General features: G+C 60.3%; 5 protein-coding genes and 1 pseudogene. 1 reads left to right on the top strand and 5 read right to left on the bottom strand.

All coding sequences use genetic code 11. From position 1 onward, the window contains the following. Positions 1 to 74 precede the first annotated feature (74 nt). The 3 genes from WCA53_RS08570 to WCA53_RS08560 are packed head-to-tail and all read right to left on the bottom strand — an operon-like array spanning position 75 to position 1,677. Positions 75 to 602, bottom strand: a complete 528-nt coding sequence (locus WCA53_RS08570) for a hypothetical protein (RefSeq protein ID WP_423907978.1) — start codon at positions 600 to 602, stop codon at positions 75 to 77. Continuing rightward, the gene (locus WCA53_RS08565) at positions 602 to 889 is read right to left on the bottom strand and encodes a hypothetical protein (RefSeq protein ID WP_423907976.1); all 288 of its coding nucleotides are present in this window, start codon (positions 887 to 889) and stop codon (positions 602 to 604) included. The genes WCA53_RS08570 and WCA53_RS08565 overlap by 1 nt, the downstream gene beginning before the upstream one ends. Before the next feature lie 44 nt (positions 890 to 933). Next, positions 934 to 1,677: an SDR family oxidoreductase gene (locus WCA53_RS08560; RefSeq protein WP_423907974.1), complete on the bottom strand. Its 744-nt coding sequence runs from the start codon at positions 1,675 to 1,677 to the stop codon at positions 934 to 936. A gap of 125 nt (positions 1,678 to 1,802) precedes the next feature. On the opposite strand from WCA53_RS08560, the gene WCA53_RS08555 reads away from it, so the two are divergent. Then, positions 1,803 to 2,693 carry a LysR family transcriptional regulator gene (locus tag WCA53_RS08555; protein WP_423907972.1) on the top strand — a complete coding sequence of 297 codons (891 nt, stop codon included), beginning with the start codon at positions 1,803 to 1,805 and terminating at the stop codon, positions 2,691 to 2,693. A gap of 184 nt (positions 2,694 to 2,877) precedes the next feature. Here the strand turns inward: WCA53_RS08555 and guaA are convergent, their stop codons facing one another. Together guaA and WCA53_RS08545 are read right to left on the bottom strand one after the other, a co-directional pair. After that, positions 2,878 to 4,458, bottom strand: a complete 1,581-nt coding sequence (gene guaA, locus WCA53_RS08550; RefSeq protein ID WP_423907970.1) for a glutamine-hydrolyzing GMP synthase — start codon at positions 4,456 to 4,458, stop codon at positions 2,878 to 2,880. A 183-nt stretch (positions 4,459 to 4,641) separates the two neighbouring features. Beyond that, positions 4,642 to 4,953, bottom strand: a pseudogene (locus WCA53_RS08545) (hypothetical protein); the annotation flags it as partial.

The following is a 4,953-nucleotide window of genomic DNA, read 5'->3' as shown; positions in this document are numbered from 1 at the left end:
AGCTATGGATATGCGCGATTCTGAAATGGCAAGCGCCGGTGGGGATTGGTGGATCCGTTGTGGGTGGATAGCATTCAATGACTCGCCGAAGCAACCGCGAACATCGTCCGGTAATAAGCATGGCCCTGCTGCAAGTGCGACTCAAAAGCGAAACCTCGGCCCAGCATGTCGTTCATGTCGGCGCGCGTAATCTTCATCACGTAGCTGTGTCCCGTGGTCACCAACTGGCAACTTCCTGAGGTCTCCGAAGCGCTGAACCACTTGCCTGCATCGGCATGACCGGCAGGGTACGTGTGACCGTCGTGTTCCACCTGCCAGCGGCCATCGAGCAAGATCCAGAAATCATCGCCCTTATCCGCCGATGAACAATTCGCCACCACCGTTCCCGCCTGCGCCTCCCACTCGCGTGAATGATCAATCGTCCAGCGCAACTGCGCCGTGTTCAGGCGGTCAAAAAACGGCGTCTTCCTGAGCAGATACAAATACGTCGTCGATGCTTTCATGGTGTTGTCCTCCTGTTGTGACGCCTCCTGCTGGCCGCACGCGGCGCTCAGCACGAGAAGGCTAAGCCAGGCGCCGCGAACGATACGCCCGGCGTTCATCACTTCGTCACCTTCGCTTCAAGCAGATCGCCCATGCCAATGCGCTCGCGGACGATGGTCGCGGCGGCGGCATCGGCGCAATCCTGCGAGAGAACGTCGAGTTCCAGCGGAATCAACGCGATGCCCCTGCTCCGCGACACAGCCCGCAATTCGTCGGCACGTCCGCGATTGCGGCCTTCCACATCGCGCATGGTCGCGTACACAATGTGCCCGGCTCCGGCCAGCGCACACGCGCTCAACGTGCCGATACCCGTGCCCGCACCCGTTACCAAAATGACTGATTTCATGGTAGTTCTCCGAAACGTTGAGATAGGCGTGCGGGGCTGCCTGCTTAAGCGATACCGCCATTGGCGCGCAGGATCTGGCCATTGACCCAGCCCGCATCCGGACCGGCGAGGAACGACACGGCCGACGCGATGTCTTCGGGTTGGCCAAGGCGTTGCAGCGGCGGCATCTTGGCGAAGGCCTGGATCTGTTCCTCGGTCTTGCCATCGAGGAAAAGCGAGGTCGCGATCGGACCCGGAGCAACCGCGTTCACCGTGATGTTGCGGCCGCGCAGTTCCTTCGCGAACACATGGGTGAACGCTTCGACCGCCGCCTTCGTCGCGTTGTAGACGGCGTAGCCGGGCATATTCAGGGCAAGCGTCGTGCTCGAGAAATTCACGATCCTGCCGCCGTCGTTCATCCGCGCTGCCGCTTCGCGCAGGGTGTTGAAGGTGCCGCGCACGTTGATGTCGAAGGTCTGGTTGTAAAGCGCGTCGGAGGTGTCGGCCAGCGGCACTGTCTTCAGTACACCTGCGTTGTTCACCAGCACGTCGATCTTGCCGAGTTGCTGTTCGATCGCGTCGAACATGGCGCGTACTTCGTCGGCCTTCGATACGTCGGCCTTGATCGCTATGGCTTTCGCGCCCTGCGCGGCGAGTTCCGCGACGAGCGCATCAGCTTCTTTCGAGCTTGATGCGTAGTTGATGGCGACTGCAAAACCGTCGTTGGCGAGACGCCGCGCCACGGCTGCGCCAATACCGCGCGATGCGCCCGTGACAATGGCTACCTGGCTGTTCTTGACTGTGCTCATGATTCGCTCCGTTGGGGGTGGTGAGTGCGTGGAATGAAGTATCGATCATTCACATCGATTGATAATTACTCTGGATTTGCTAATATCATTCCATTCACTTTAACAATCGAAACTCGCGAGTCGCCATGGACCGGTTTCAGGAAATGCAGGTGTTTATTCGTATCGCCGAGCGCAGCAGCTTCACGCAAGCCGCCGACGACCTGCAGATACCGCGGGCAACCGTAACCAACCTGCTCAAGCGTATGGAGGAACGACTGGGGACGCGACTACTCGAGCGCACCACGCGCACAGTGCGACTCACGCACGACGGCGAGGCGTTCTACCGGCGTTGCGTGCGATTGATCGCGGACATGGAGGAAGCGGAGGGTTCGTTCCGCAACGTCGCGCCGAAGGGTCTGCTGCGCGTGAATATGCAGGGGACGCTTGCCCGGCATTTCGTCGTGCCGGCGCTACCTGAGTTCATCGCGCAGTATCCGGATATCGAATTGCAGATCGGCGAGGACGACCGGTTGGTGGATTTGGTGCGCGAGGGCATCGACTGCGTGCTGCGGGCGGGGACGCTTCAGGATTCGTCGATGATCGGACGACGCGTCGCGCTATTGGAGCAGGTCACGGTGGCGAGTCCAGCGTATCTGGAGCAGTTTGGAGAACCGGAAACACTTGAGGCGCTGGGCGCGCATAGGGCGGTGAATTATTTGTCGAGCGGATCGGGGCGGATCTTGCCGATGGAATTTACCGTCGATGGCCGCGTAGTCGAGATCCAGCTCAGCGCGGTGGTGGCGGTTACCGGCGCGGATTTGTACACGGGGTCGGCGGTGGCGGGATTGGGAATAGCTCAGGTGCCGCGGTATCGGGTGATGGGGGAGCTGTCGACGGAAAAGCTCAGGGTCGTGCTCGATGCTTTTCCGCCACCGCCCATGCCGGCTTCGATTTTGTATCCGCAGAACCGGCAGTTGTCTTCCCGCGTTCGGGTGTTCGCACAATGGCTGCGGGATATTTTCGAAGCGGTACGGTGAGGAGTTGTTGAAAATCGAGTAGCGGTCATCGATTCAACCGTCGTCCTCATGACGTTGGCAAGCCTTCGAAAGTAGTGCTGCAACTCGCCCGACGTTGCCAGACGCACAACGCAAAAAAGCCCGCTACAACACGGGCTTAGGTTGGTTTTCTGCTATTGAATGCGAGCGAATGCCAGACGTCTGATCACTCCCACTCAATCGTCGCCGGCGGCTTCCCCGAAATATCATAAACAACGCGATTAATCCCGCGAACCTCATTAATAATCCGGTTAGAAACATGCCCTAACAACTCATGCGGCAAGTGTGCCCAATGCGCGGTCATGAAATCCAGCGTCTGCACGGCCCGCAGCGCCACGACATACTCATAAGTCCGCCCGTCGCCCATGACACCCACGCTCTTGACCGGCAGGAACACCGCGAAAGCCTGGCTAGTCAGGTCGTACCAGGACTTGCCCGATTCCTTATCGATGGTATTGCGCAGCGTCTCGATAAAAATCGCATCCGCGTGGCGTAGCAGTTCGGCGAACTCGCGCTTGACCTCGCCGAGAATCCGCACACCCAGTCCAGGGCCGGGAAATGGATGCCGATAGACCATCCCGGGCGGCAGGCCCAGCTTCACGCCGAGCTCGCGCACTTCATCCTTGAACAACTCTCGCAGCGGCTCGAGAAGCTTCAAATTCAGCGTCTCAGGCAAGCCGCCCACGTTGTGATGACTCTTGATCGTGTGGCCCTTCTTGCCCTTGCCCGCGGACTCGATCACGTCCGGATAAATGGTCCCTTGCGCGAGCCACTTCGCATCCTTCAGCTTGTTGGCTTCGGTCTGGAACACCTCGACAAACTCCGCGCCGATAATCTTGCGCTTCGCCTCGGGATCCGTCACACCGGCAAGCTTCGCCAAGAACACCTTGCTGGCATCGACGTGAATCACTTTCACACCGAGGTGATCCGCAAACGTGGTCATCACCTGCTCGGCTTCGTTGAGCCGCAGCAACCCGTGATCGACGAACACGCACGTCAGTTGCGCACCAATCGCACGATGCAACAACGCCGCAGCCACCGACGAATCCACGCCGCCCGACAAACCGAGAATGACGTGTTCGCTGCCGACCTTCGCCCGGATCTTCTCGACCGCTTCGTCGACGTAATGCCCCATCTCCCAATCCGGCCGCGCCTTGCACAACTCGAGCACGAAGCGGTCGAGCATCGCGCGGCCCTGCACCGTGTGCGTGACTTCGGGATGCCACTGCACGCCGTAGAAATGGCGCTCGTCGTCGGCGATTGCAGCGATCGGGCAGGCGGGCGTCGATGCCATCACCTTGAATCCTGCCGGCATGTCGGTCACTTTGTCGCCGTGGCTCATCCACACTTTGAGGATCGGGTCGCCTTGCGGCGTATGGAAATCTTCGATGCCTTCCAGAAAGCTAGTGTGGTTAGTCGCACGCACTTCGGCATAGCCGAACTCGCGAACGTGACCGAGCGCCACCTTGCCGCCAAGCTGCGCGGCCATCACCTGCATGCCGTAGCAAATGCCCAGCACCGGCACGCCGAGATCGAACACGATCTGCGGCACGCGCGGCGAGCCGCGTTCGGTGACCGAGTTCGGGCCGCCCGACAAAATGATGCCCTTCGGCGCGAATGTGCGGATGAAGGCGTCGTCGACGTCGTACGGATGGATCTCCGAATACACATGCGATTCGCGAATGCGTCGCGCGATGAGCTGGGTGACTTGGGAACCGAAATCGAGAATCAGGATCTTGTCGTGCATGGCAGCGGCCGGGAGGCAAGTGAACGGAAAGGGGGCGGAAGGCGCAACGCAGGCGGCGAGGACAATGTCCTGATACAGCGCGCGATGCATCATCCATAAATATAGATGGCCGGTTCACAAACCGGCCATAGCACGACATAAAACGAAAGCCGGCGCTCGATTCTTCTATGAGCGCCGTCCGGTTCAGATTGGATCGCGACGAATCGGGTCAGCCGCGAACCCCGGTTCTGCACGCGCGCCCGTGACCGGATCAATGGCGCGTCCCGTCACAGGGTCGATTGCGCGCCCCGTGACAGGATCAAGTTTATGGCCGGTCACGGGATCGATCGTGCGTCCGGTGACTGGATCGATCGTGTGACCCGTAGCCGGCTCGAACGCGCGCCCCGTGACAGGATCGATTGCGCGCCCGCTGGCTACGTCGGTGGAAAGGCCCGTTGCGGGATCAAAGCCCGTCGCCAAAGGTGCCGGCGCTGCGGGGCGTGTGGACACCGGTGG

Source organism: Caballeronia sp. (genome assembly GCF_049581465.1).
GTDB lineage: Bacteria > Pseudomonadota > Gammaproteobacteria > Burkholderiales > Burkholderiaceae > Caballeronia.
The sequence above is the reverse complement of the archived record's forward strand: the minus strand, read 5'-3'. Positions and strand labels throughout refer to the sequence as shown.

Bases quoted from the DNA above. Each gene is read 5' to 3' on its own strand.
- WCA53_RS08560 (WP_423907974.1), bottom strand. From the start codon at position 1,677: ATGAGCACAGTCAAGAACAGCCAGGTAGCCATTGTCACGGGCGCATCG.
- WCA53_RS08555 (WP_423907972.1), top strand. From the start codon at position 1,803: ATGGACCGGTTTCAGGAAATGCAGGTGTTTATTCGTATCGCCGAGCGC.
- WCA53_RS08565 (WP_423907976.1), bottom strand. From the start codon at position 889: ATGAAATCAGTCATTTTGGTAACGGGTGCGGGCACGGGTATCGGCACG.
- guaA (WP_423907970.1), bottom strand. From the start codon at position 4,458: ATGCACGACAAGATCCTGATTCTCGATTTCGGTTCCCAAGTCACCCAG.
- WCA53_RS08570 (WP_423907978.1), bottom strand. From the start codon at position 602: ATGAACGCCGGGCGTATCGTTCGCGGCGCCTGGCTTAGCCTTCTCGTG.